General features: G+C 73.9%; 21 protein-coding genes. 12 read left to right on the top strand and 9 right to left on the bottom strand.

Annotation, left to right across the window (positions count from 1 at the left end; genetic code table 11):
• Positions 1-100: 100 nt before the first annotated feature.
• Complete coding sequence (locus AFM16_RS10415) at positions 101-961, bottom strand: class I SAM-dependent methyltransferase (RefSeq protein ID WP_078633121.1); 861 nt, start codon at positions 959-961, stop codon at positions 101-103.
• A gap of 377 nt (positions 962-1,338) precedes the next feature.
• Here AFM16_RS10415 and rpsA point away from each other — a divergent pair, with 377 nt between their 5' ends.
• The 4 genes from rpsA to AFM16_RS10395 all read left to right on the top strand — a co-directional run bounded on the left by rpsA (position 1,339) and on the right by AFM16_RS10395 (position 5,034).
• Positions 1,339-2,832 carry a 30S ribosomal protein S1 gene (gene rpsA, locus AFM16_RS10410; RefSeq protein WP_030791486.1) on the top strand — a complete coding sequence of 498 codons (1,494 nt, stop codon included), beginning with the start codon at positions 1,339-1,341 and terminating at the stop codon, positions 2,830-2,832.
• 162 nt (positions 2,833-2,994) lie between these two features.
• Complete coding sequence (locus tag AFM16_RS10405; RefSeq protein WP_030791483.1) at positions 2,995-3,933, top strand: PAC2 family protein; 939 nt, start codon at positions 2,995-2,997, stop codon at positions 3,931-3,933.
• Positions 3,934-4,000: 67 nt separating this feature from the next.
• Positions 4,001-4,603: a dephospho-CoA kinase gene (gene coaE, locus AFM16_RS10400; RefSeq protein WP_078633120.1), complete on the top strand. Its 603-nt coding sequence runs from the start codon at positions 4,001-4,003 to the stop codon at positions 4,601-4,603.
• Positions 4,604-4,653: 50 nt separating this feature from the next.
• On the top strand, positions 4,654-5,034 hold the full coding sequence (locus AFM16_RS10395) for a tetratricopeptide repeat protein (RefSeq protein ID WP_030791477.1): 381 nt from the start codon (positions 4,654-4,656) through the stop codon (positions 5,032-5,034).
• A gap of 15 nt (positions 5,035-5,049) precedes the next feature.
• Here AFM16_RS10395 and AFM16_RS10390 read toward each other — a convergent pair whose 3' ends face one another.
• The gene (locus AFM16_RS10390; RefSeq protein ID WP_030791475.1) at positions 5,050-5,316 is read right to left on the bottom strand and encodes a DUF6343 family protein; all 267 of its coding nucleotides are present in this window, start codon (positions 5,314-5,316) and stop codon (positions 5,050-5,052) included.
• Positions 5,317-5,402: 86 nt separating this feature from the next.
• Between AFM16_RS10390 and AFM16_RS10385 the strand changes: the two genes are divergently transcribed.
• The 5 genes from AFM16_RS10385 to AFM16_RS39310 all read left to right on the top strand — a co-directional run bounded on the left by AFM16_RS10385 (position 5,403) and on the right by AFM16_RS39310 (position 10,392).
• Positions 5,403-6,305 carry an acyltransferase domain-containing protein gene (locus AFM16_RS10385; protein WP_030791472.1) on the top strand — a complete coding sequence of 301 codons (903 nt, stop codon included), beginning with the start codon at positions 5,403-5,405 and terminating at the stop codon, positions 6,303-6,305.
• Positions 6,306-6,339: 34 nt separating this feature from the next.
• The gene (locus AFM16_RS10380; RefSeq protein WP_051780723.1) at positions 6,340-7,083 is read left to right on the top strand and encodes a uracil-DNA glycosylase; all 744 of its coding nucleotides are present in this window, start codon (positions 6,340-6,342) and stop codon (positions 7,081-7,083) included.
• 86 nt (positions 7,084-7,169) lie between these two features.
• Positions 7,170-7,955, top strand: coding sequence for a nucleotidyltransferase domain-containing protein (locus AFM16_RS10375; RefSeq protein ID WP_078633119.1), 786 nt, complete (start codon positions 7,170-7,172; stop codon positions 7,953-7,955).
• Between the two features lie 167 nt (positions 7,956-8,122).
• Positions 8,123-10,045 carry an FUSC family protein gene (locus AFM16_RS10370; protein ID WP_078633118.1) on the top strand — a complete coding sequence of 641 codons (1,923 nt, stop codon included), beginning with the start codon at positions 8,123-8,125 and terminating at the stop codon, positions 10,043-10,045.
• Between the two features lie 173 nt (positions 10,046-10,218).
• A complete protein-coding gene (locus AFM16_RS39310; RefSeq protein WP_167797174.1) occupies positions 10,219-10,392 on the top strand; it encodes a DUF8839 family protein in 174 nt (57 codons plus the stop codon).
• A gap of 4 nt (positions 10,393-10,396) precedes the next feature.
• On the opposite strand, the gene AFM16_RS10365 is transcribed toward AFM16_RS39310, so the two are convergent.
• The 3 genes from AFM16_RS10365 to AFM16_RS40625 all read right to left on the bottom strand — a co-directional run bounded on the left by AFM16_RS10365 (position 10,397) and on the right by AFM16_RS40625 (position 13,983).
• Positions 10,397-12,259 (bottom strand): ABC transporter ATP-binding protein, encoded by a 1,863-nt coding sequence (locus tag AFM16_RS10365; RefSeq protein ID WP_245177961.1) that lies wholly within the window; start codon positions 12,257-12,259, stop codon positions 10,397-10,399.
• Positions 12,260-12,487: 228 nt separating this feature from the next.
• Entirely contained in the window at positions 12,488-12,925 is a 438-nt protein-coding gene (locus AFM16_RS10360) for a hypothetical protein (RefSeq protein ID WP_030791460.1), read from the bottom strand.
• A complete protein-coding gene (locus AFM16_RS40625; protein ID WP_370628028.1) occupies positions 12,922-13,983 on the bottom strand; it encodes an ATP-binding protein in 1,062 nt (353 codons plus the stop codon). Before AFM16_RS40625 ends, AFM16_RS10360 begins: the two co-directional genes overlap by 4 nt.
• A 219-nt stretch (positions 13,984-14,202) precedes the next feature.
• Here AFM16_RS40625 and AFM16_RS10350 point away from each other — a divergent pair, with 219 nt between their 5' ends.
• The 3 genes from AFM16_RS10350 to AFM16_RS10340 all read left to right on the top strand — a co-directional run bounded on the left by AFM16_RS10350 (position 14,203) and on the right by AFM16_RS10340 (position 16,228).
• Positions 14,203-15,063: a Sco1979 family transcriptional regulator gene (locus AFM16_RS10350; protein ID WP_030791456.1), complete on the top strand. Its 861-nt coding sequence runs from the start codon at positions 14,203-14,205 to the stop codon at positions 15,061-15,063.
• Positions 15,064-15,318 carry a DUF397 domain-containing protein gene (locus tag AFM16_RS10345; protein ID WP_030791453.1) on the top strand — a complete coding sequence of 85 codons (255 nt, stop codon included), beginning with the start codon at positions 15,064-15,066 and terminating at the stop codon, positions 15,316-15,318. It abuts the gene before it with no gap.
• A gap of 97 nt (positions 15,319-15,415) precedes the next feature.
• Positions 15,416-16,228, top strand: coding sequence for an SAM-dependent methyltransferase (locus AFM16_RS10340; protein ID WP_030791450.1), 813 nt, complete (start codon positions 15,416-15,418; stop codon positions 16,226-16,228).
• Between the two features lie 51 nt (positions 16,229-16,279).
• Here AFM16_RS10340 and AFM16_RS10335 read toward each other — a convergent pair whose 3' ends face one another.
• The 4 genes from AFM16_RS10335 to pdxR form a co-directional block, all read right to left on the bottom strand.
• Positions 16,280-16,996: a protein-tyrosine phosphatase family protein gene (locus AFM16_RS10335; protein WP_078633116.1), complete on the bottom strand. Its 717-nt coding sequence runs from the start codon at positions 16,994-16,996 to the stop codon at positions 16,280-16,282.
• Positions 16,997-17,136: 140 nt separating this feature from the next.
• Positions 17,137-18,072: a hypothetical protein gene (locus tag AFM16_RS10330; RefSeq protein WP_078633115.1), complete on the bottom strand. Its 936-nt coding sequence runs from the start codon at positions 18,070-18,072 to the stop codon at positions 17,137-17,139.
• On the bottom strand, positions 18,069-20,276 hold the full coding sequence (locus tag AFM16_RS10325; protein WP_078633114.1) for a PEP/pyruvate-binding domain-containing protein: 2,208 nt from the start codon (positions 20,274-20,276) through the stop codon (positions 18,069-18,071). The genes AFM16_RS10330 and AFM16_RS10325 overlap by 4 nt, the downstream gene beginning before the upstream one ends.
• A 326-nt stretch (positions 20,277-20,602) precedes the next feature.
• Positions 20,603-22,051 (bottom strand): MocR-like pyridoxine biosynthesis transcription factor PdxR, encoded by a 1,449-nt coding sequence (gene pdxR / locus AFM16_RS10320; protein ID WP_078633113.1) that lies wholly within the window; start codon positions 22,049-22,051, stop codon positions 20,603-20,605.
• Positions 22,052-22,076: the final 25 nt, after the last annotated feature.

Below are 22,076 nucleotides of genomic sequence, written 5' to 3'. Positions count from 1 at the left end.
CCCCAGTGTCGTACGCCGCGGAAGGGGCCCACTACGCGCGCGTACGGGCTCGCACGCGCGCGCCACGGTGTTACGAGCGGTCAGTCGCGGTCACGAGCGGTCAGTCGCGTGCGCAGACGAAGATCGCCGTGCCCGGGACGAGGTTCCCGCGCAGCGGGGACCAGCCGCCCCACTCGGAGCTGTTCCAGGCCGGCCACTCCGGCTCGACCAGGTCCACCAGCCGGAACCCGGCGGCCACGATGTCGCGCACCCGGTCGCCCAGCGTGCGGTGGTGCTCGACGTACACCGCGCGGCCCGACTCGTCCTGCTCCACGTACGGCGTGCGGTCGAAGTAGGAGGAGGAGAGGGTCAGCCCCTCCGGGCCCGGCTCGTCCGGGAAGGCCCAGCGGATCGGATGCGTCACCGAGAACACGAACCGGCCACCGGGCCGCAGCACCCGCCGCACCTCCTTGAGCACCAGCACCGGATCGGCGACGAACGGCAGCGCCCCGTACGCCGAGCAGGCCAGGTCGAAGGAGCCGTCCGCGAACGGCAGCGCGCCCGCGTCCGCGCACACCAGCGGGAACCCGCCGCCGATGCGCAGCGCGTGCTGGAGCTGGCGGTGGGACAGGTCCAGGGCGACCGGGCGGGCGCCCTGCGCGGCCAGCCAGCGCGCGCACTGGGCGGCGCCGGCGCCGATCTCCAGGACCTCCTTGCCCTTGAGGTCCTCCGGCGGGCCGAGCAGCTCGGCCTCCACCTCGTCGAGGCCCTCGGGACCCCATACGAACCGGTCGTCCCCGAGGAAGGTGCCGTGCTCGGTCTGGTACTCGTCGGCGTTGCGGTCCCACCAGCCCCGGTTGGCGCGGGCGCTCTCCGTGACCCCGGCGTCGCGCCGGGTGGCCTCCGGCTCGGCGGCGGGCCCGGGGGCGTGCCCGGAGTGCGGCCCTGTGGTGAACGCGGACGATGCGGGCTCTTGGATGATGGGCTCCCTCGTCGTACTCTTCCGTGCAACCCGCCCGACGGCGCCGCACGGGTGTCGCCGGAGGGTGCTTCTGCGGCCTGCGTGGCCTCGGAAGACTGATTGTGTGCCGGGATTGCGGCGATCCGCCCCGGGTGTGCGCCTTCGCGCATTGACCCTGCCCGGCTGCCCCCGTATGCTACAAGTTGCGCTGCGGGCCTGCGCACCTCAGACGTAGCAGGCTGCGCTCGCATCTGTTGTATGTCCCCTCGGTTGTCGAGGTGCCATCACCGGATTCCCGGTGGGGTGCCTCCTTGGCTGTCCGGCTTCTTCAGAGCGATACGGGCTCCCGGCGTAGCAGTACCTACGACTTTCTGTCCGTAACCGGAGCCCTTTCCCACATGACGAGCAGCACCGAGACCACCGCCACCACCCCGCAGGTTGCGGTCAACGACATCGGTAACGAGGAAGCCTTCCTCGCCGCGATCGACGAGACGATCAAGTACTTCAACGACGGCGACATCGTCGACGGCGTCATCGTGAAGGTCGACCGGGACGAGGTCCTGCTCGACATCGGTTACAAGACCGAAGGTGTCATCCCGAGCCGCGAGCTCTCGATCAAGCACGACGTCGACCCCAACGAGGTCGTCGCCGTCGGCGACGAGATCGAGGCCCTCGTCCTCCAGAAGGAGGACAAGGAAGGCCGCCTGATCCTCTCGAAGAAGCGCGCCCAGTACGAGCGTGCCTGGGGCACCATCGAGAAGATCAAGGAAGAGGACGGCATCGTCACCGGTACCGTCATCGAGGTCGTCAAGGGTGGTCTCATCCTCGACATCGGCCTCCGCGGCTTCCTGCCCGCGTCTCTCGTCGAGATGCGCCGCGTCCGCGACCTCCAGCCCTACGTGGGCAAGGAGCTCGAGGCGAAGATCATCGAGCTGGACAAGAACCGCAACAACGTGGTCCTGTCCCGCCGTGCCTGGCTGGAGCAGACCCAGTCCGAGGTCCGCCAGACGTTCCTCACGACCCTCCAGAAGGGTCAGGTCCGCTCCGGTGTGGTCTCCTCGATCGTCAACTTCGGTGCCTTCGTGGACCTGGGTGGCGTCGACGGTCTGGTCCACGTCTCCGAGCTGTCCTGGAAGCACATCGACCACCCCTCCGAGGTCGTCGAGGTCGGCCAGGAGGTCACGGTCGAGGTCCTCGACGTCGACATGGACCGCGAGCGTGTCTCCCTGTCGCTGAAGGCGACCCAGGAAGACCCGTGGCAGCAGTTCGCCCGCACCCACCAGATCGGCCAGGTCGTGCCCGGCAAGGTCACGAAGCTGGTTCCGTTCGGTGCGTTCGTCCGCGTGGACGAGGGCATCGAGGGTCTGGTCCACATCTCCGAGCTGGCCGAGCGCCACGTGGAGATCCCGGAGCAGGTCGTCCAGGTCAACGACGAGATCTTCGTCAAGGTCATCGACATCGACCTCGAGCGTCGCCGCATCAGCCTCTCGCTGAAGCAGGCCAACGAGGCCTTCGGTGCCGACCCGGCCACGGTCGAGTTCGACCCGACCCTGTACGGCATGGCCGCGTCCTACGACGACCAGGGCAACTACATCTACCCCGAGGGCTTCGACCCCGAGACCAACGACTGGCTCGAGGGCTACGAGACCCAGCGCGAGGCGTGGGAGCACCAGTACGCCGAGGCGCAGACCCGCTTCGAGCAGCACCAGCAGCAGGTCATCAAGTCCCGCGAGGCCGACGCCGCTGCCGCGGCCGAGGGCGGCGAGGCTGCGGCTCCGGCCGCCTCGGGCGGCGGTTCGTACTCCTCCGAGGGTGCGGACACCTCCGGTGCCCTGGCTTCGGACGAGGCGCTCGCCGCGCTGCGCGAGAAGCTCGCCGGCGGCCAGAGCTGACGCTCGGCACACCGGCTGTCCGCTGAGGTCTGAGGGCCCCGGCTGACAGAACAGCATGAAGAAGAAGGGCCGTACCTTTCGGGGTGCGGCCCTTCTCCTGTGCGGGAATGCCGTCGCTCCCACGGGTGTTGTGAAGGAGGAACACGAGGAGGAGCGGTCCAGGTGCTTGATCCGCAGGGTTTGTACGCATGGGAGCCGAAGGGGCTGGCCGTCGTCGACATGGCGCTGGCCCAGGAGTCGGCCGGACTTGTGATGCTCTACCACTTCGACGGATACATCGACGCGGGGGAGACCGGTGACCAGATCGTCGACCGGCTGCTCGGCTCACTGCCCCACCAGCTCGTCGCCCGCTTCGACCACGACCGGCTCGTCGACTACCGCGCGCGGCGGCCGCTGCTGACCTTCAAGCGCGACCGCTGGACGGAGTACGAGGAGCCCTCCATCGAGGTGCGCCTCGTCCAGGACACCACCGGCGCCCCCTTCCTGCTGCTGTCCGGCCCCGAACCGGACGTGGAGTGGGAGCGGTTCGCCGTCGCCGTGAAGCAGATCGTCGAACGCCTCGGCGTCCGGCTCTCGGTGAACTTCCACGGCATCCCCATGGGTGTCCCGCACACCCGCCCCGTGGGCCTCACCCCGCACGGCAACCGTACGGACCTGGTCCCCGGCCACCGCAGCCCCTTCGACGAGGCACAGGTCCCCGGCAGCGCCGAGGCGCTCGTCGAGTACCGCCTCATGGAGGCCGGGCACGACGTGCTGGGCGTCGCCGCGCACGTCCCCCACTACATCGCCCGCTCCGCCTACCCGGACGCCGCCCTGACGGTCCTGGAGGCCATCACCGCGGCCACCGGGCTGGTCCTGCCGGGCATCGCGCACGCCCTGCGCACCGACGCCCACCGCACCCAGACCGAGATCGACCGCCAGATCCAGGAGGGCGACGAGGAACTCACCGCCCTCGTGCAGGGGTTGGAGCATCAGTACGACGCGGCGGCGGGCGCCGAGACCCGCGGCAACATGCTCGCCGAACCCGTCGACATCCCCTCCGCCGACGAGATCGGCCGCGAGTTCGAGAAGTTCCTGGCGGAACGCGAGGGCGAGGGCTGAGCCACCGCCTGGAAGCCCCCGGGGCCTGCCGGATGCGACAGCGCCGGCAGGCCCTAAGCTTCCGCTCATGCTGAAGGTGGGCCTGACCGGTGGAATCGGCGCCGGCAAGAGCGAAGTGTCCCGGCTGCTCGTCGCGTGCGGGGCCGTACTGATCGACGCCGACCGGATCGCCCGCGAGGTCGTCGCCCCCGGGACGCCGGGGCTCGCCGCGGTCGTGGAGGCGTTCGGCGCGGAGGTCCTCGCCGCGGACGGCAGCCTGGACCGGCCGAAGCTCGGCTCGATCGTGTTCGCCGACCCGGAGAAGCTGGCCGTCCTGAACGGCATCGTGCACCCCCTGGTCGGCGCCCGCTCCCGTGAGCTGGAGGAGACCGCCCCCGAGGACGCCGTCGTCGTCCACGACGTCCCGCTCCTCACCGAGAACGGCCTCGCCGGGCTCTACGACGTCGTCATCGTCGTCGACGCCGACCCCGGCACCCAGCTCGACCGGCTCGTCCGGCTGCGCGGCATGACCGAGGACGACGCCCGCGCGCGGATGGCCGCCCAGGCGACCCGTGAAGAGCGCCGGAAGATCGCCGACATCGTCGTCGACAACGACGTACCGCTCCCCGATCTCCAGGCGCGGGTGCGGGAGGTCTGGGCGGACCTCGCGCGCCGGGCGCGGACGGAATAGCGGTCCGCGCTCCGCGCGTTGAACCCTCCCAGCAAGGGAAGGATTTTTCCGTGCCCGATACCAGCGGTTCGACCGGACGTACTCCGGAGACGCATGTCATCGACTTCCGCGCCGCGGAGCAGTTGCTCGCCGCGCGGGATCCGCGGGGCGCGGTGAAACTGCTCGACCGGGTCATCGCCGCACACCCCGAGAACACCGCCGCCCGGCTGCTGCGCGCCCGTGCCTTCTTCGCGGCCGCCCAGCTCCGTCCCGCCGAACTGGAGTTCACGGTCGTCCTGGAGCGCGAACCGGACAACGCCTTCGCGCACTTCGCGCTGGCCCGCACCTACCAGCGGCAGGGACGCGCCGACATGGCGACCCGCCACTTCCGGCTCGCCGCCGCCCTGGACCCCAACCCGCGCTATCTGGAGGCGGCCCGCTTCGAGACCTGAGGGCCCGCCAGGCCGTCAGGACCGGCTGTCGTCCGGCGGCCGGTACGGCGGGACGTCGCGGCCCGGCTGGTAGTGCGGGCCCTGCCGCAGATGCCGCAGGATCCGCGCCAGGTCGACGGTGACCACCAGCCACAGCAGCCCGCAGGCCACCGCCCATCCGGGGCGCCCCGCCAGCAGGAACGCGATCGTCCCGAAGACCGCCCAGGCCAGACCCCACAGGCTCAGCCAGAAGCGCATCCGCAGCGCACTGCGCGCGGTCACCGGCTCACTGCCCGTACGCATCCAGATCACCACTTCCTCCCTGCAACGTACTGCGCGGCCCGGACGTTCTCCAAGGGAGCCCGAAGCAACCGGAGGGGGGCGGCGCCGTGCTGCCGGACGCCGACGAACTGGCCGAGGTACTCCTCGACCTCGCCGTACCGCACGAGGACATCGACGAGGCCGTACGGCTGAGCCGGCACCTGCGCCGGGACGCCGAGGCGCTCCGCTTCCTGGAGGAGGCGGTGGCCGGCCTGGTCGAGGGCATCGGTTCGGTCCGCGAGAAGGCAGCCGACATCCCGCCGCTCCCGGGCGCCACGGGTGCCCTCGCCCGCTACGCCCCGCTGTTCGTGTTCGCCGCCGCCCTGCCCCACGTACGCGCCCACCACCGCGCGCGGGGCGTCCCGGACCGGATCGGCCGGCACACCCTCGCCGACGTCGGCCGGTGCGTCGCCTGGCACCGGCGGTGGTACGGCACGGGCGGGGTGCTCAGCCCGCGCTGGCTGAGCCTGCACTTCCACGGCGAGCTGTACCAACTGGGGCGGCTCCAGTTCCAGCGCGGCCGGATCGGCTCCTGGACCGGCGGCTCGATCGCCGCGGCCGGACTGCCCCTCGCCCCCGGCGACCCCGCGCTCGCCCTGCACATTCCCGACTTCCTGGGCCCGCTCACGCCGGAGGCCGTGGACCGCTCCCTCGCGCTGGCCCGCGCCTTCTTCGCCCGCCACTACCCCGAGGAGCCCTACCAGGTGGCGATCTGCGGCTCCTGGCTGCTCGACCCGCAACTGAGGGACCGGCTGCCCGCCGACTCCAACATCGTCCGCTTCCAGGAGCGGTTCCGTCTCAGCCACCGCCTGCCGGAGCCGGAGGACACCGAGCCCGTTCGCTTCGTCTTCGGCACCACCGACGTCCCCCTCGACCGCCTCCCGCGCCGGACCCCTCTGCAGCGGGCGGTCCTCGACCATCTGGACGAGGGCGGGCACTGGTACGTGGGGCACGGCTGGTTCCGCCTGTGAACCGCCCGGCCCGGCGCGGCCGTACGGTGGAGTGATGGACGCCCCTCGTGATCCGGACGCCGCTCACGATCCGGACCCCGGGCCCGGCCGTGCCGCCGGGCTGGCCGAGCTGGACCGGCGGGTCGAGGGATGCCGGGCCTGCCCCCGGCTGGTGGCCTGGCGCGAGGAGGTGGCCCGCACCAAGCGGGCGGCGTTCGCCGACTGGACGTACTGGGGGCGGCCGGTGCCCGGGTTCGGGCCGTCCGACGCGCGGCTGCTGATCGTCGGACTGGCCCCGGCCGCGCACGGCGGCAACCGCACCGGCCGGATGTTCACGGGTGACCGCTCGGGAGACGTGCTCTACCAGGCGCTGTACGACGTGGGGCTCGCCTCGCAGCCCACCTCCGTCGCGGCCGACGACGGCCTGGAGCTGTACGGCGTGCGCGTCACCGCGCCCGTGCACTGCGCGCCGCCCGACAACAAGCCCACCCCCGGTGAACGGGACACCTGCCGCCCCTGGCTCGTGCAGGAACTGCGGCTGCTGCGGCCGACCCTGCGCGCGGTCGTCGTCCTCGGCGGCTTCGGCTGGCAGGCCGCGCTGCCCGCGTTCGCCGAGGCCGGCTGGACCGTGCCCCGGCCCCGGCCCGCGTTCGCGCACGGGGCGAGGGTCTCGCTGGACGGCCTCGCCCTGTTCGGCTGCTTCCACGTCAGCCAGCGCAACACCTTCACCGGGCGTCTCACCCCGGAGATGCTGAGAGACGTGCTGCGCACGGCGGCGGAGCGGGCGGGGCTCCCCTGACCGTCGACCCGCCCCCTTACCGCCGGTCCGCCCCCTTGCCGCTGACCCGCCTGTGACCCGCCTGCCGTTCGAGGAGTACAGACCCGATGCCCGCCCCCGAGCACAGCGACGCCGTCTTCCTCTCCGGCACCGCCGACGCCCTCGCCGCCCTCCCCACGGTCCGGGCCGTCGCCCTCGGCGGCTCGCGCGCCCAGGGCACGCACCGGGCCGACAGCGACTGGGACCTCGCCGTCTACTACCGGGGCGCCTTCGACCCCGCCGATCTGCGGGCGCTGGGCTGGGACGGTGAGGTGTCCGAGGTCGGCGGGTGGGGCGGCGGGGTGTTCAACGGGGGCGCCTGGCTGACCGTCGACGGGCGGCGCGTGGACGTCCACTACCGGGATCTGGACGCCGTCGAGCACGAGTGGGCGCAGGCCGAGGAGGGGCGGTTCCGGGTGGAGCCGCTGATGTTCCATCTCGCGGGGATCCCGAGCTATCTCGTCGTCGCCGAACTCGCCGTCAACCAGGTGCTGCGCGGCGAGCTGCGGCAGCCCGCGGTCTATCCTCCGCGTCTGCGCCGTACCGCCCCCGACCGCTGGTACGGCACCGCGCGCGCCACCCTCGCCTACGCCCGCGCGGGCCACGCGCCCGCCGCCCGGCGCACCGAGGCGGCCGGGGCGCTCGCCGTGGCGGCGGTCCAGGTGGGGCACGCGGTGCTGGCCGCGCGCGGGGAGTGGGTGACGAACGAGAAGCGGCTGCTGGAGCGGGCGGGCCTGCGGGCCGTGGACGACCTCGTCGCCCGGCTCGGGAGCGGCGGCCCCGACACGCTCGACACGGTCCTCGGGCAGGCCGAGACACTGTTCGCGCACACCGTGCGGGCCGCGCTCGACTGACCCCTCGCCCGGCCCGGCCGCCCGGAAGCCGTCACCCGGCCGAAACGCGGCCGTCCCACAGCCCCCACGCGCACCACGTACCGTGGAGGGAGCGGCCCACCGCTGACCGCCGCCCCGGCCACTGTCGCCCGAAGGCACATCCGAGCCCTCGCACCGACAGGAGCCCCGTGTCACCGCGCCCGCACCGTCCCGCTCGCGCCGCCCTGCCGCCCTGGATCGCCCACGCCCTGCGCGCCCAGCGCGGGCCCGTCCCCTGGAGCGCCGTCGCCCGCGGGGCGCTCTCCGCCGGGCCGCTGCTGCTCGCCGCGACGCTGGCGGACCGTACGTCCCTCGGTGTGGTGGCCGCGATCGCGGCGATGCTCGCCGGGATCAACGACCGGCCCGGCAGCCGCCGTTCCTCCGTCAGACGGCTCGGGGCGCCCGCGCTCGCCGGTGCGGCCGGACTGCTCGTCGGGACGTACGCCGGGGACCACGCCGGGCCGGTCGCGCTGACGGCCGTGCTCACCGGGCTCGGACTCGTCGCCGGTGGGATCAGCGCCGTCGGCCCGGTGGCCTCGGGCGCCGGGACCCAACTGCTGGTCGCCGCCGCGATCGGCGCCGGGATGCCGCTGCCCGAGGACGGTCCGACCCGCGCCCTCGCCTTCCTCGCCGGCGCCGGCTGGCTGCTCACCCTGCGGCTGGCCCTGCCCACACCGGGTGCGATGACCGGCGACTTCCGGTTCGACGGGGAACGGGACGCGGTGGCCGGCGTGTACGACGCGATCGCCGCCCTCCTGGACGCCGCCGGCACCGGGCACGCCACCGCCCGCCGCGCCGCCCTCACCGCCGCGCTCGACGACGCCCAGGACGCCCTCGACGGGCCCCGGCTGCGGCGCTTCGCCAGCAGCGCGGCCGAACGGCGGCTGCACGGCCAGTACGCCGCCGCGCTGCCCCTGGCCGAGGCCGCCACCGCCCTCGCCTGGGCCGGCGAACCCGTCGGCGCACGCGCGGGCGAGGGACCCCGGCGGCTCGCCGCCGCCGTCCGCGAGAACACGCCCACCGGACCGCTGCCCGCCCCGTCCCGGTCGGCGCCCGCGCTGCGCGCCCTCGACGACGCCCTGCTGCGTGCCGCCGAAGCCTTCGACCGGGGCGCCGGACGCGATCTGCACACCCGCCGTCGGGGTGTGCGGAACCTGCTGCGGACCGTCCTCGGTGCCGGTGGCCGCGAGTACGGGCTGCGGGTCGCGCTCTGCTTCGGAACCAGCGTCGCCCTCGCGCAGGCCCTGCACCACGCCCACTGGTACGGACGGCACGAGCACTGGTACTGGCTGCCCGCCACGGCCGTGTTCCTGGTCAAGCCCGACCTCGGGCCGCTGGTGTCCCGCGTGCTGTGCCGGGCGGCGGGGACCGTGCTGGGGGCGCTGCTCTTCGCCGGGTTCGCCGCCCTGCTGCCGCGCCCCGCCGGGCTCGTGGCGCTGGTCGCCGTCTGCGGCGCGCTGATCCCGGTCGCCACACGGCACTTCGCCGCGCTGACCGCCGTCGTCACCGTGCTCGTACTGTCCCTGGTGATGGTCGGCGGGGAGCCCCAGGCGTCGGTCGGACGGCTCGTGGAGACCCTGCTCGCCTGCGGGATCGTGCTCTTCGTCGGGCATCTGCCGATGCCGGGGGAGCGCGGTGGCCAGGTCCGGGCCCGCCTCGCCACGGCCGCCGACGCGGCGCACGCCTACCTCACCCATGTGCTGGCCGAGCGGGGCACCGCCGGTGCTCCGCTCGGCGAGGACGACGACCGGGCCGCCCGCTGGACGCTGCGCCGCGAGGCGTACCGCACGCTCGCCGAGGCCCGCGCCGCCATCGCGCGGGCCGCCGCCGAACTGCCCGCCCTCGCCCGGCACAGCGAGGGCGCGGACGAGGTCGCCGCCCTGCTGGAGCGGCTCGTGGACACCACCACCGCCTGCGCGGTCCACCGCGACGACACCGGACGGCTCGACGCGGCCCACCGGGAGCGGCTCGCCGAACTCCTCGACGAACTCGCCGTACGACGCGGCCGCGTGGGCCTGCCGACCCCGACGGGCCCGTCGGCCGCGCTGCCGGAGCCGTCCCCCGCCGGCTGACACGGCGCGTACGCCTTCCGACACGAACGGTGCGGGAAGTGTCCGGAAAGTGACCGGATCCTCACCGTCCGCGCCGACCCCGTGTCAGCTACGTCTCAGTACCGCAACCGACCGAGCCGTTCGGCCTCCGCAGGGCGTTAACTCCTACAAGTACGACGCTTCGGAGGTGCGAGATGGTGAACGGGCGGACCGTGCTCGAACGCTTTCCCGCAGGTGGGCCGCGCGGATCGTGGCCCGCGGAGGAGTTCGCGCACGCGCGGCGCATGGAGGGGCTGCCCGCCGAGGTCGTCATGGACCTCGCCACGGACACCTTCCTGGTGATCGTCCGCGCGGACGCGACCGACTGAGCCGTCAGCCCACCTGCGAGGTGGGCGCCGGCGCCGAGAACTGCTCCGCCTGCAGCGCGTACAGCTCGGCATACACCCCGCCGCCCGCCAGCAGCTCGTCCGGCGTCCCGGACTCCACCAGCCGGCCCTGGTCCAGCACATGCACCAGGTCCGCGTGCCGGACCGACGCCAGCCGGTGGGTGATCAGCACGACCGTCTGGCCGCTGTCGGCCAGCGCCCGGATCTTCTCGAAGACCTCCAGCTCGGCCCGCGCGTCCAGGGCGGCCGTCGGCTCGTCCACGATCAGGATGCGGCCCCGCCGGTACGCGGCCCGCGCGATGCCGAGCCGCTGCCACTGCCCGCCGGACAGCTCGTGCCCGCCGCTGAAATGCCGGGCCAGCAGGGTGTCCAGACCGCGCGGCAGATCCGCCACCACGTCCTCCGCGCCCGCCTCCGCGACCGACGTGGCCAGCCGCTCCTCCGTCAGCGCCGCCGACGACCGCCCGATCGCCACATTGACCCGCGCGGTGAACGGCCAGCGCTTGAAGTCCTGCGCCACCATCGCGATGCGCTCGGCGAGCCGGTGCCGGTCCGCGTCCGCCACGTCCACGTCGTCCCACAGGATCCGCCCCCGGTCCGGCCGGTACAGCCCCGCCAGCAGCTTCACCAGGGTCGTCTTGCCCGAGCCGTTCTCCCCGACGAGCGCGATGATCCGGCCCAGCGGAAGCGTGAGCGTGACGTCGTCCAGCGCGGGCCGGGCCGACTCACCCGGATAGCCGAAGGTGACGTTCTCGAACCGGATCTCCCGCGGATCGTCCGGCAGCGCCACCCCGCCCACCGGGATCGCCCGCTCGGCCGCCTCGACGTACAGCCGCTGGAGATCGCCGACGAACAGGGCCTCCTCGTGCAGCTCGTTGATCTCCAGGACCAGCGTGTTCAGGCTCGTCGAACCGGAGCGGATCGCGATGACGGCCGTGCCCGCCACCGCCAGCGCCATCGTCCCCGTCAGCAGCAGTCCGCCCAGCGTGGCGTACGTCGCCGCCGTCGCCAGGCCCGTCCAGGCCGCCGCGATCAGCCCGGTGCGGGCGGCCAGCCGGGCCAGCCGGGCCTGCTCCGCCTCCGCCGTCTCCGACATCGCCCGGAAGTGCCGCAGCAGGAACGGTCCGACCCCGTGCACCCGGATCTCCGGCGCGGCCGCCGGCTCGGTGAGCAGGCTCCCGATCAGATGACCCGCGCGCGCGTGCTGTACCCAGGTGTGGAAGGACTCGTAGCGGCGCCGCGCGTTCGTCAGCGCGCTCCACGCGCTGGGCAGCGTCATCGTCACCAGCAGCGGCAGCAGCAGGGGGTGCAGCACCGTGAGCACGCCCGCCGCCGCGGCCAGCGAGATCACCGCGTTCACCACCCGCGCCCCGTACATGATCATCCGGCGGGCCGACTGGGCGCCGTACTGCGCGGTGTCCAGCAGCTTGTGGAACGCGTGGTCCTCGATCGCCGACAGCTCGACCGCCGCCGCCCGCTCCAGGTACAGCTCGGTCGCCACCCGCTCCACCTTGGGTTCGAGCCGCCCGGTGGCGTACGTCGACGCGGCCCGCAGCAGCGCCCCGACCAGGAGGACGACGGCCATGACGGTCAGCGCCGGGGCGGCGTCGCGCAGCCGGTCCTCGATCGGGCCGGTGCCGATCAGCCGGGTCAGCACGGTGTTGACTGCGAGCAGACTGACCGCCTGCGCCGCGCCCTGGGCGATCTCCGCGCCCAGCACGATCCTGGCCGCGCGCGGGTCGGCCTGCCGGGCCAGCCGGAGGCTCAGGGCGAGCAGTGACGGCAGCCGGGCGACCATGGCCCGGAAGTCCAGCTCCAGGAACGCGTCCCGGTGCTGGTTCCAGCCCATGTCGTAGCGGAGCGGGCCGCCGAAGAGCAGCCGCTCCGACTCGGAGACGTCGCGCTCGTCGGGGCTGCGGCCCTTGCGTTCCTTCTGTTCCTTCGGGCGTTTGCTCTGTCGCTCCTTCGCCACCGATGACCTCCCCCGATCGTGGACGAACGGCCACTATCGCGGGAGGGGGTGAGGCAGGACAGGGCGCAGAGCGGGGGAGCGGGTGCGCGCGGGCGTGCGCGGGGGTTACGCGCTGATCGGCCGGGACCAGGCCGGCGCGGTGCCGGTCAGACGGCACAGGGCCAGATAGAGGGGGATCGGCGGAGTGTACGGAAGCGTGCCGTCCGGCCGGTGGAAGAGGTGGGGCGTGCGCGGGGTGTCCGGCACGATCGCGCCGGTGGCGTACCGCGAGGGGGCGGGCCACTCCAGGGCGTAGTCGGAGTCGGACGGGACGAGCCACCACCAGTGCGAGCTGTCGGCGTAGATACAGCCCACGCGCGGGAGACGCGGTACGAGGAGCGCGCCGAGGTCCGCGGGGACGGCGACGGCGTCGCAGCCGAGGGGGGCGGTCATGCCGTCCGGCACGACGAGCCGCCGAGGGGCTCGCGGCGCGATGCCCAGGCCGCTGCGCTTCAGCCGGACGAGGGTGTTCAGGCTGAGCGCCGGGGAGGTCAGGGTGCTCATGGCCGGCCCCGTTCCCGGCCGCGGTCGCCCGGCACGGTTCCGGCGGCCCGGACGTCGAGGCCGGGCGTGCGCTGCCACTGCGGAGCCACGCGCGGCGCCGGACCGGCCGACGACTGGTCGGGGGGTTTCGGCACGTAGGGCAGGGGGCCGTGGGGCGCGGGGCCGTGGGGCAGGGGTCGCACGGTGTGCGGGGCCGGTTCCGGTGCGCGGTGCGTCGGGTGGGCGCCCGGTTCCGGGGTGGCGCGGTGGGCGGGGTGCGTGGCTGTCTCCGGCGTGCGGTGGGCCGGGTGCGTGCCCGTCTCCGGCGTGCGGTGGGCCGGGTGTGTGCCCGGCTCCGGCGTGCGGTGGGCGGGGTGCGCGGGGTGTGTTGTCCCGGCCTGGGCCGTGCGGTGCGGGTGGCCGTCGTTCTGCCGGAGGACCCGCGGGTCGGGGGCGGCGCTCGCCTCGCCCCCCTCACCCGAGTGATCGGCGTGGTCGTCGTGCTCCGTGTCGTCCCCCGGTCCCGGAGCGGGCGGTGCGCCCCAGCCCAGGTCGTCGCGGGGTTCGTCGGCGTCGAGTTCTTCGGCGTGCGCGGGGCCCGCGCTGCGCGGGACGTCGGCCCAGACCAGCAGGCCCGCCCCGTGCTCCTGGGCGCCCCAGGCGTGACAGACGGCCGCGACGAGGAGCAATCCCCTCCCGTGCTCCTCCTCGGGACGCTGCGGCGACGGATGCGGCTCGCCGGGGGCGCATCCCTCGTCGCGCACGGAGATGCGCACCAGGTCGTCACCGTCGTACAGCTCGCACACGACGACATCGCTGTCGGTGTGCACGATCGCGTTGGTCACCAGTTCGGATATCACGAGGGCGGCCGTGTCGCAGGTGTCCTCGCACACCGCCCAGCCGCTCAGCCGCGTTCTGGCCAGGCGTCTGGCCTGGGCGGGAGAACCCGGATGGGCGGCCAGCTCGAACCGGAACCGGCGCTCGGCAGCGGCCTCGGAGGGCTTTGCTCCCGCGGCGGTACCGAGACCTCGGGGGTGGCCTGCGGCAGCGTCTGTTCCTAAGGGCGCGGACGGAATCACGCTTGCCACTATCGCCCCGCCGTGAACACTTGGCAAGTGTCACTCTGAAAAATGCAGAGTGCTGTGTGACGGTGTGGAACGCCGTGGCACACTGCACGCAACAACACGTTGAGCGGCGCCAGTTGGGATCACCGAAGATCCGTACTCATTCGTACAGATCTTCGATCGAGTCTTCGAATGGCGCCGCAAGGCTGTTCAGGTTCTTCATGGAGGTGGAGCGTGAGCGAACCGCGGTCCGCGCCGACCGTCGGACAGGTCGTCCTCGGCCGGCGCCTGCTGGACCTGCGGGAACGCGCCGGGCTCAAGCGCGAGGAGGCCGCTCGGATCCTCCGTGTCGCGCCCGCCACCGTCCGCCGGATGGAGATGGCCGAGGTCGGCCTCAAGATCCCCTACCTCCAGTTGCTGCTGAAGGCGTACGGCGTCACCGACGACGAGGCCGAGGGCTTCGTGCAACTGGCCGAGGAGGCCAACCGGCCCGGCTGGTGGCAGCGCTTCCACGACGTCCTGCCGGGCTGGTTCTCCATGCATGTCAGCCTGGAGGGCGCCGCCTCCCTGATCCGCCAGTACGAACCGCACTTCATCCCCGGTCTGCTCCAGACCGAGGAGTACGCGCGCGGGGTGCTGCGCTCCGGAGCCATCGGCCAGACCCGGCCGGAGGACATCGAGCGCCATGTCGACCTGCGCATGCAACGCCAGGAACTGCTCACTCGTCAGGACGCCCCCCGCCTGTGGGTCGTGATGGACGAGACCGTGCTGCGCCGCCCGGTGGGCGGTCCGGAGGTGATGCGCGCCCAGGTCGACAAACTGCTCGAAGCGACGAAGCTGCCCAATGTGACGCTCCAGGTCGCCCCGTTCACCGGCGGGCCGCACCCGGGGACGTACGGGCCCTTCGTGCTCTTCCGATTCGCCATGCCGGAGCTTCCGGACATGGTCTACAGCGAGTACCTGACCGGCGCCGTCTATCTCGACGCGCGCACCGAGGTGGCGACCCACCTCGAGGTCATGGACCGCATGGCGGCGCAGGCCGCTACTGCACATCGCACGAAGGACATCCTGAGGGATTTCCGCAAGGAGCTGTGAATGGATCGCATCAAGCCGCGCAAACGGGTCTACAACGGCATGCCCGCGCAGGACTTGGGCAGCGAAGGCTGGCACAAGCCGTGGAGCGGCGGGAACGGCGGCAACTGCCTGGAGGCGATGAAGCTCGCCGACGGCCGGATAGCCGTCCGCCAGTCCACCGACCCGGACGGTCCGGCACTCATCTATACGACCGACGAGATGACCGCGTTCATCGAGGGCGCGAAGGCGGGGAAGGCGGACTTCCTGCTGTCCTGACGATCTGCCCTGACGATTGTGTTTCTTCCGCTCAACTTCCTTATCTTGGTACTGAATTGATCATCGTTGACCGCGTCAGACGCTTACGGAGTGCCTCATGACCGGGCAGGACCCCACCCCCGTAGTCGAGATCGACACCAGCAAGCCCCATCCCGCACGCATGTACGACTGGTACCTCGGCGGCAAGGACAACTATCCCGTCGACGAGGCGCTGGGCCGCCAGATGCTCGCGCTCGACCCGCGTGTTCCGGTGATGGCACGAGTCAACCGTGCCTTCATGCACCGGGCCACGCGCTGGCTGGCCCGCAACGGCGTCCGCCAGTTCCTGGACGTCGGTACCGGCATCCCGACCGAGCCCAATCTGCACCAGGTCGCCCAGGAGGTCGCGCCGGACGCCAGGATCGTCTACTGCGACAACGACCCGATCGTGCTGGCCCACGCGGCCGCCCTGCTGCGCAGCACGCCCGGCGGTGTCACCGAGTACCTCCAGGCGGACGTCCGCGACCCGGCCACCATCGTCGAGGGGGCCAGGAAGATCCTGGACTTCGACCGGCCGGTGGCCCTGTCGCTGATCGCGCTGCTGCACTTCGTCTCCGACGAGGACGGGGCGCACGAACTCGTCAGCCGGCTGCTCGCCGAACTGCCCTCGGGCAGCTACCTGATGATGACCCACGCCACCGCCGACTTCACCCCGGAGGAGTCGGCGGCGGCGACCGCCAAGCTCAAGGGGGCGGGCATCACCCTCGCCCTGCGCTCCCGCGAGGAGTTCGCCCGCTTCTTCGACGGGCTCGACCTGGTCGAGCCGGGCGTCGCGGTCGTCCCCGACTGGCATCCCGAGCTGGGCGAACCCGTGCCCGGCCAGGAGGACGGCGTCATCCCCGGCTACGGGGCGGTGGCGCGCAAGCCGTAGCCTCCCGCCGCAGGGGCGGGGCTTGCGGGGCGGCGGGCGGGGCCTGCGGGCTCAGAACCAGGTCAGCATGCGCCGTGGGGCGTCCACCAGACGGCTCACGGCGACGACCGGGAGCGGCGGCTGCTCGGCCTCGCTCTTGCCGAGGTGCAGTCCGTAGTAGATCTGCTCGATCGACGGCGGCCCGACCGCGAGGTTGCGCCGGACCGCCGTCGACGGCGACTTCTCCCCGGTCTGCACCAGATACGCGGCCGCCATCGTGCCCGTACGGCCGACGCCCGCGCCGCAGTGCACGAACACCTTGCCCTCGGCCGCCGCGACGGTCGCGAGCAGGCGCTGCACCTGCGCGGGCCTCGGCGTCTGCCCGTCCCGGATCGGCAGGCGTACGACGTCGAGACCGGCCGTGCGCGGCCCGCCGAGCTGATGGGCGCTGAGGTCCTCGGCGCGCAGATCCACCACGGTGGTGAAGCCCAGGCCCGCCAGCGCCCGGTACCCGGCGGGGGAGGGCGCGGCGCCGCGCCACAGCCGTCCGTCGGAGTCGACGGGCTGGAAGTTGTGGATGCCCTGCACGGTGCGGGTGCCGGCCGGGGCGGGCGTCTCCTGCTTGGCCCAGTACGACAGGGCCAGGATGCCGCCGGCTCCGGCGGCCCACAGGACCGCGTAGCCGATGACGAGGGCGATCAGGACACGCATCGCGCGCCGGGGGAGGGGGCGCTTGCGGGGAGCGGGATTCGGGTGGGGGTGGGGCAGGGTGGCACTGAGGACAGCCATGAGCGACCAGAGGGACTAGGGGACGTGGGCGCCTTCGCATCGTAGCCCGCGCTCCCCTTGTCCGTCTTGTCCGTGTACGCATGCATATATGGACCGTATGTCGTACGGATCGGCCGGTTCGTACGGGCGAGTCGCCCCGGTCAGTCGTCGTCCGTGCCCGTGTCGCCGACGCCGACCACGGTGAGATGGGCGCGTTCGAGGGTCGTGTCCTCCAGGCAGCCGCGCAGCCGCAGCCGGTCGTGCTCGGTCAGGGCGGGCCGTACGACCCCGGCGAACAGCCCGTCCCCGAGGTCGCCCAGGGCCGTGTGCCGCAGCGGTACGGACGTGGAGTCCCGGCAGCGCTCCCACACCTGCTCCGCGGCCAGCGCCCGGCGCGCGGACGTCACGTCCGGGCCCCGCAGGTCGACCTGTACGAGCACGGAGGTCGCCGCGCTGCCGTTCGGCTCCTCCTCCCGGGTCTGGGTCAGCTCCGCGATCCCCGCGACCAGCGCGACGGTCAGCGCCCCCGCCACGACCACGACGACCGCCCCGCGCGCGGTACGGCCCCACGACATCCGGGGTCGCTCCGGCGGCAGCCCCGCCAGCTCGTCCGGTCCGCCCCGCTCGTCCTCGCCCTCCGGACCGGGGGCGCCGAGCACGGCGAGCCGTCCGGCCAGCCGCCGCTCGGCCGGTCTCGTCGTGGCCGACGCGATCCGCTGCACCACCCACGCCAGCCCCGACAGCAGCACCCCGGTGACCATGAGGACCGGCACGAAGACGTACGTACGGTCCGACGGGTCCTCCAGCCACCGGAACCGCGTGTCCTCCCGTGCCCGCGCGGGCTGCCGCAGCCGGGCGAGCACGTCCTCCTGGCGCGCCTCCGCCTCGCGCTGGCGCCGGTCGGTGTCCCGCAGCCGCTCCTCGATCCGGGTCAGCCGCCCCAGCAGCACGATGCCGAACAGCAGCACCTCGACCACAAGCAGCAGCACCCCGCAGATCAGCGCCCGCTGCCACTGCCACCGGTACAGGTAGATCACCAGGTACGAGCCGGCCCCGGCCGCCGCGAGGCCCGCGAACACGTACATGACCTTCTTCACGGCGCCTCCCCCGCGCGTACGTCGCCCGTGGTGCCGTCGAGCGAGAGCCGCGAACCGGGCGGGAAGCGGCGTACGGCGTGCGCGGCGCCGACCACCGCCGGGAGCCCGAACTCCCGGGCCAGGACCGCCAGGTGGGACAGCGGACTGCCGGTCTGCGCGACCAGCCCCGTCAGGTCCGGCAGCAGCGGGGCGAGCGCCGGGTCCAGGGTGCGGACGACGAGCACGGCGTCGGGCGGGCGGGGGCCCGTGCCGTCCCAGGCGGTGCCGACCGCGCGGCCGCGGGAGGCGCCCAGGCCGCGATTGCCGTTGCCGTCGCCTCGGCTGTCGTCACGGTGGTCGTCGTGGTGCTCGGCGACCACGACCTCGCCCTCCGCCAGCCGGAAGGCGTCCGGCAGCGCGGGCGACGCGGAGGGCGGCACACGCGTGTGCGCGTCGGCCGGCAGCGGGCCGCCCTCCAGCGCGGCGGCCACCTCCGTCCAGCGCAGCAGCGCCAGACGTTCCACGTCCAGCCCCGTCCGCCGGGCGGCCTCCCGGGCGAGCCGGACCTGAAGCTCCTGGACCCAGCGGATGCGCAGGCGGAGGGCTTCTCGGGGCGGGAGACCGGGGACAGGGGAGCGGGTGTGGGTGAGGGGGTGGTCGGCGTGTCGTGGATCCTGCTCGCTCGCCCTGTGGGGCCCTCCGCCTCCCGTGCCGCCGTCTCCCTGCTCCGGCACGTGCGCGTCCGGTGTCCGTGGCCGGTCGCGCAGGCTCGGTGCCGTCAGGGCGAGGACCACCGGTTCCGCGGCGATCACCCGGGCGTCGGGAACGCCCCGCGCGCGGGCCGCCGCCAGCGCGGTGAGCGCCGCGCCCGCCGCCGTTCGGCTGGTCGGCGGTTCGGGCAGCAGGGCGCCCGCGAGCGCCTCCTGGGCGTGCAGGGACACCAGGACCCGGCGCGTCCAGCGCAGCTCGGCCACCAGCGCGGGGGAGGGGGTTCCGGCGGGGGCCGGGACGCCGGCCAGCCTGCGGTCGACGTCCGCGACGAGGTCCGTCGCCAGGCCCGGCAGCGCCGTGCCGAGCCGTCCCACCCGCCACGCGGCGGCGAGCCGGCGGGCTCCCGGCGCGGGGTTGAGCAGCGCGAGCCACGGATGCCGGGGCCGGGCCGCGCCGAGCAGCCGCAGGTCGGCCGCCGCCCGCCCGCCGACCGTGCGGACCACCGGTACCGTCCGCAGCAGCCGGCGCGGCGCGGTGCCCCCGATGTCGAGCGCGGCGGCGAGACCGTGCGCCATGGGCGTGACCCACAGGTCCTCCTCCAGCGGGGTCAGTTGCGTCGGGAGCGTCTCGGCGACCGGGCCGGGTCCCAGCAGACGGGCGCCGCGCGCGGGCCGTGCCGCCATCGCCGTGATGGGACGGCTCTGGAACAGCCACAGCCGCCCGTCCGTGTCGAACCCGAACTCGATGTCCTGCGGTCCGCCGAACACCTTGCGGGCCCGTCGCGCGAGCCGGACCAGCCGGGCCAGCTCGGAGCGGGTGAGGGGCGGGCCCTTCTCCAGCGGGCCCTCCTCCGGGTGCTCCGGTTGCTCCGCCTGCTCTGTGCGCAGCAGTCGCCCGCGGGCGCTGAGCCAGTAGCCCGTGCCCGTCCGCTCCCCGCCGACGAGGCTGTCGGGGCCGCCGTGCACCGCGCTCACCAGCATCCGGTCGGACCGCCCCGCCACCGGGTCGGCCCCGAACATCACCCCGCCGGCCCGCGCCCCGAGCATCGGCTGCACGAGGACCGCCATGGGCGCCGTGGACCCGTCGGGCAGCCGCGCCGAGTCGAGCACGGTCCCCACGGCCGCACGGAAGGCCGGCCAGCCGCGTACGTCGAGCACCGAGGCGAACCGGCCCGCCAGCGAGGACCCCTCGGTGTCCTCCCGCGGCGACGAGGACCGTACGACGAGAGGCAGGGTTCCCCCGTCGGAGAGGTCGTCCCAGGCCCGCCGCAGGGCGACGGTGTCGCCGCCGCCTCCGTGCGGGATCACGAACCCGGGCAGCACCGGCAGTCCGGCGCGGGCCGCGCGGGCGAGGTTCGCGGCCTTGGAGCCGGTGAGTCCGGGGAGTGCGGCGCCGGGGTCGTCCAGCGGGACGGCGGCCGTGTCCCGGGCCCCGGCGAGAGCGAGGACGGCCTCGCCGCCCGGCACATCCCTGCCGCCGGCACCGTCTCCATGACGTTCGTCGAGCGTCGTCATCAACACCCTCCCGTACCGACCGCCAACAGGGGGGACGCGCGGGATGGGCCCTGCGCCTGACGGCGGAACGAAGGATGGGGGCGGCCGCTGCCTGCCCGGCGCCGGGCGCGACGACAGCACACCTCCTGTTCCGATGGTCCCACCGCCGTTCGGATCCATGTAGCCCGTAAGCCGCTTTTCGGACACCTAGGGGAAGATTTGGTGAGTGGGGCGGAGACCGCGCCCGGGGCGTCGTCCGGCGGGTGCAGGTCCCGGCTCCTCCCGGCTCCTCCTCGGGCAGGAGGGGCGCGCGGCGCCTCGTCCGCGGGAAGGATTGCCGCCGCGCCTCACCCCGGGTGGCGTGGACCCCGCTCGCGGCGCCGGTCCGGCGGCAGCACGCCGCACAGGGCGTCCAGCGCCGCGCCGTACGCGTGCTCCGACGGCGTCGCGTACCCGACGACCAGCCCGTCCGCCGCCGGGAGGTCCGTCTCCGGGTGCCGGAAGGACGCCAGGCCGTCCAGGGCGATGCCCTGCCAGGCGGCCGCCTTCACCGTGGAGCGCTCGGTGCCGGGCGGCAGCCGCAGCACCGCGTGCAGACCGGCCGCGACCCCGGTGACCCCGATGTGCGGCGCCTGGGCCGCCAGCGCCGCGACCAGCCGGTCCCGCCGCCCCCGGTAGCGCTGCCGCATCCGCCGTACATGACGGTCGTACGCCCCGGAGACGATGAAGTCGGCCAGACCGAGCTGGTCCGGGACGCTCGCCCACGCCTCCCGCTCGCCCTTGGCGGCGAGCGCCGCGTCCACGAACCGCCGCGGCAGCACCATCCAGCCCAGCCGCAGCGCGGGCGAGAGACTCTTGCTCACCGAGCCGATGTAGATCACCCGCTCCGGGTCGAGGCCCTGGACGGCGCCGACGGGCCTGCGGTCGTAGCGGAACTCGCCGTCGTAGTCGTCCTCCAGCACCACGGCGTCCCGCGCGCGTGCCCAGTCGACGACGGCGGTCCGACGGCTCGGGTGCAGCGGGCCGCCGGTGGGGAACTGATGCGCGGGAGTGAGCAGGACGGCCCGTTCGCGCCCCAGCGCCTCCACGCGCGCCCCGTCCTCGTCCAGCGGCAGCGGAACCGTCCGCACGCCCGCCGCCGCGAGCAGCTCCCGGTGGAAGCCCAGCCCGTACGCCTCCACGGCCAGCGGGCCGCGCAGCACCCCGCCGGGAGCGCACAGCAGCCGCAGCGCGTGGGCGAAGCCGGAGCAGATCACGATGCGCTCCGGCTCGGTGCGTACGCCACGCGCGCGTGCCAGATATTCGGTGAGGGCCTCGCGCAGCTCCCGGCGCCCGGCGGGGTCACCGGGCCCGAAGACCTCGTTGGGCGCCTGCTGGAGGGCCCGCCGGTAGGAGGCGAGCCAGGCCGCGCGCGGGAACGCCGACACGTCCGGGGTGCCCTGCCGCAGATCGTGCAGCGGGCCACGCGCGCGTGGCGGCGCGTCCACCGGTGTCCGTTCGGCGCGGCGCAGGGGTTCGGCCCGTTCGGCGACGCGGGTGCCGGAGCCCTGGCGGGCGGTCAGCCAGCCCTCCGCGACCAGTTCGGCGTAGGCGTCGGCCACCGTGTTGCGGGCGATCCCGAGGTCGGCGGCGAGCGAACGGTAGGGCGGCAGCCGGGTGCCCGGGGCGAGCCGCCCGTCACGCACGGCCTCGCGCAGCGCCCGGATGAGCGCGGCCCGCCGTCCGCCGGGACCGGACAGCTCCAGATGCAGGTCCGCACCGATCCGCTCCGCGGAATTGACCCACGAATCCCCCATGGAAATGCACCCTACAGGGGGTCTT

The sequence above is a fragment of the Streptomyces antibioticus genome (assembly GCF_002019855.1).
In the GTDB taxonomy this organism is placed as follows: Bacteria; Actinomycetota; Actinomycetes; order Streptomycetales; family Streptomycetaceae; genus Streptomyces; species Streptomyces antibioticus_B.
This window is presented reverse-complemented; position numbering and strand designations above follow the sequence as displayed.

Coding starts and splice junctions, on each gene's coding strand:
- rpsA (WP_030791486.1), top strand. CDS start 1,339: ATGACGAGCAGCACCGAGACCACCGCCACCACCCCGCAGGTTGCGGTC.
- coaE (WP_078633120.1), top strand. CDS start 4,001: ATGCTGAAGGTGGGCCTGACCGGTGGAATCGGCGCCGGCAAGAGCGAA.
- AFM16_RS10390 (WP_030791475.1), bottom strand. CDS start 5,316: ATGCGTACGGGCAGTGAGCCGGTGACCGCGCGCAGTGCGCTGCGGATG.
- AFM16_RS10380 (WP_051780723.1), top strand. CDS start 6,340: ATGGACGCCCCTCGTGATCCGGACGCCGCTCACGATCCGGACCCCGGG.
- AFM16_RS10375 (WP_078633119.1), top strand. CDS start 7,170: ATGCCCGCCCCCGAGCACAGCGACGCCGTCTTCCTCTCCGGCACCGCC.
- AFM16_RS39310 (WP_167797174.1), top strand. CDS start 10,219: ATGGTGAACGGGCGGACCGTGCTCGAACGCTTTCCCGCAGGTGGGCCG.
- AFM16_RS10365 (WP_245177961.1), bottom strand. CDS start 12,259: ATGGGCTGGAACCAGCACCGGGACGCGTTCCTGGAGCTGGACTTCCGG.
- AFM16_RS10360 (WP_030791460.1), bottom strand. CDS start 12,925: ATGAGCACCCTGACCTCCCCGGCGCTCAGCCTGAACACCCTCGTCCGG.
- AFM16_RS10345 (WP_030791453.1), top strand. CDS start 15,064: ATGGATCGCATCAAGCCGCGCAAACGGGTCTACAACGGCATGCCCGCG.
- AFM16_RS10340 (WP_030791450.1), top strand. CDS start 15,416: ATGACCGGGCAGGACCCCACCCCCGTAGTCGAGATCGACACCAGCAAG.
- AFM16_RS10335 (WP_078633116.1), bottom strand. CDS start 16,996: ATGGCTGTCCTCAGTGCCACCCTGCCCCACCCCCACCCGAATCCCGCT.
- AFM16_RS10325 (WP_078633114.1), bottom strand. CDS start 20,276: ATGACGACGCTCGACGAACGTCATGGAGACGGTGCCGGCGGCAGGGAT.
- pdxR (WP_078633113.1), bottom strand. CDS start 22,051: ATGGGGGATTCGTGGGTCAATTCCGCGGAGCGGATCGGTGCGGACCTG.